We start from the raw sequence: 2,635 nt of genomic DNA, 5'->3' as shown, positions 1-2,635 counted from the left end.
ACCGCGGCCGGCAAGTCGACCCTGGTCTCGGTGCTGACGGGTACGCGCGCCCCCGATGCCGGAGCCGTCTTCGTCGACGGTGAACCGCGCCGGTTCGGTGGTGTCGCCGACAGTCGTGCCGCCGGCATCGCCACGGTGTTCCAGGAGACGCAGCTGGCCCCGAATCTCAGCGTCGCCGAGAACGTCATGCTGGGCCGTGAGCGACGCGGATACTTCGGCATCGACTGGAAGCGCACGCGAGCGGATGCCGCGGGGGCCCTGGCGCGACTGGGGCTCGACGACCTCGATCCGAAGACGCCGCTGTCGATGCTGACGCCGGCGCAGAAGCAGCTCGTCGCCTTGGCCCGCGCCGTCGTGGACGACCCGCGGGTCCTCGTCCTCGACGAGCCGACCTCGAGCCTCGACCAGGAGGAGGTCGCCACGCTCATGCGGGTGATCCGCGGTCTGCGGGAGCGCGGGGTGGCCATCCTCTTCATCACGCACTTCCTCGAGCAGGCCTTCGCGATCAGCGACCGGATGACGGTGCTCCGCGGCGGTCGGCGGATCGGCGAGTACGCCACGCGGGACCTCGAGCGGGCGGACCTCATCTCGAAGATGCTCGGCAAAGACCTCGACGGGCTGCGTGCCCTCGGCTCGGAACGCAAGGCGCATCACTACGCCTCGGACGGAGAGCCCGCGATGCGCGCCACGGACGTCGGGCGGCGGGGCGAGTTCGAACGGACCGACTTCGAGGTGCAGCGGGGCGAGATCGTCGGTCTGGCCGGCCTCCGCGGATCCGGACGCTCGGAGCTCGCGGCACTCCTCAGCGGCACGACGCGGACCGATAGCGGCGAACTGTGGGTGGACGGCGAACGCGTGGAACTGCGCAGTCCGTCGGCCGCGCTGCGCCATCGCATCGCGCTGTCGGCCGAGAGCAGACGCACGCAGGGCATCATCGGCGATCTGACCGCCCGGGAGAACATGATCCTGTCGCTGCAGGCGCTGCGCGGTTGGGCGCGCCCGCTGTCGGCGGCCGAGGAGGCGGCGATCGTCGACACCTACGTCGAGGCGCTGCATCTGTCTCCGGCCGACCTCGATCGACCGGTCAAACTGCTCTCCGGGGGGACGCAGCAGAAGGTGCTGCTGGCGCGCGCGCTCGCCGTGCGCCCGCACGTGCTCATCCTCGACGAGCCGACGCGGGGGATCGACATCGCGGCCAAGCTCGACGTGCAGCGCCGGATCAGTCAGCTCGCCGGCGACGGGGTGGCGGTGGTCTTCATCTCCTCGGAGCTGGAGGAGGTCGTGCGCCTGAGCGACCGCATCATCGTGCTGAAAGACCGCGAGAAGATCGGCGAACTCAGCAATGGGCCGGGTGTCACGGTCGACACTGTGGTGGAGATGATCGCCGCGGATCCCGGTCCTGACGCGGAATTGTGATCGGTAACAGAACCTCGCCGCTGGAACATTCCTGATTTTTGGAACAATCCTTGTGTTCCAGAAATTGTTCCCGGTAACATCGCCGCAGGATAGGCAGTGCCGCTGTCCTGCACTCACGCAAGGGACCACGTCAGGTCCACCATTGCCGGGCTGACTACCGGCATCTCAAGGAGGAGAACATGTCCGCGAAGAAGCGCATCCGCATCGCGCTCGGTCTGGTCGCAGCCGGCGCACTCACCATCGGCCTTGCCGCCTGCTCGTCCGGAGGAACCGACGGAGAAGCCGGCGGCGATGGTGGCTCCGACGAGCTGACCACGGTCGGTTTCGTCGCCGTCGGCCCCGAAGGCGCGTGGCGCGAGGCCAACGAGCAGAACATCCAGGACACCTTCACGGAGGACGCCGGATACGAGCTCAAGTACGCCCCCGCCACCAACCTCGACCAGAAGTCGCAGATCGACGCGTTCACGTCGTTCGTCGACGAGGGTGTCGACGTGATCCTGCTGTCGGCGACCGAGGCCTCGGGCTGGGAGGACTCCCTCAAGCGAGCGCAGGAGGCCGAGATCCCGGTGATCCTGCTCGACCGTGGCATCGAGCCCGACGACGACAGCCTCTACGTCACCCGCATCGCCCCCGACAACGTCGAGGTCGCGAAGGAGGTCGGCACGTGGGCGGCCGCCACCTTCCCCGATGGCGGCAACTACGTCGTGCTCGAGGGTCCGGCCGGCGTCGGCGTCGTGAACGAGCGCAACGAGGGCTTCGACGAGGGCCTCGGTGACGCCGCGCTGACGAAGCTCGACGCGCAGACCGCGAACTGGTCGGCCGAAGAGGGCAAGAGCGTCTTCGAGACGATGCTCAAGTCGGCGAACAACGACATCCAGCTCGTGTTCGCGCAGAACGACGAGATGGGCCTCGGCGCCGCGCAGGCGGCCGAAGAAGCCGGCCTCGTCGTCGGCGAAGACGTGAAGATCGCCACGATCGACGGCACCAAGAACGCCATGCAGGCGCTCGCCGACGGTCAGCTCAGCTACGTGCACGAGTACAACCCGCTGTTCGGCGAGACCGCGATGGAGGTCGTCGAGAAGGCGCTCGCCGGTGACGAGGTCGAGTCGTACATCGTTGTCCCGAGCGAGGCGTTCGACTCCGCCGAAGCCGCGCAGGCCGTGCTGGCCGACCGCAAGTACTGAACCCGACGCCGGAGTGATCCGGCACCCCGCCCCCG

General features: G+C 68.4%; 2 protein-coding genes. Both read left to right on the top strand.

All coding sequences use genetic code 11. The features are described 5' to 3' along the window. Positions 1–1,416: sugar ABC transporter ATP-binding protein (locus tag ACNPM4_RS16480; RefSeq protein ID WP_448986398.1), on the top strand; the 1,416-nt coding region annotated here is incomplete at its 5' end. A gap of 179 nt (positions 1,417–1,595) precedes the next feature. Then, positions 1,596–2,600 carry a substrate-binding domain-containing protein gene (locus ACNPM4_RS16475; protein WP_105711673.1) on the top strand — a complete coding sequence of 335 codons (1,005 nt, stop codon included), beginning with the start codon at positions 1,596–1,598 and terminating at the stop codon, positions 2,598–2,600. Positions 2,601–2,635 lie beyond the last annotated feature (35 nt).

The organism is Microbacterium umsixpiens (assembly GCF_053543675.1).
This window is presented reverse-complemented; position numbering and strand designations above follow the sequence as displayed.

Coding starts and splice junctions, on each gene's coding strand:
- ACNPM4_RS16475 (WP_105711673.1), top strand. CDS start 1,596: ATGTCCGCGAAGAAGCGCATCCGCATCGCGCTCGGTCTGGTCGCAGCC.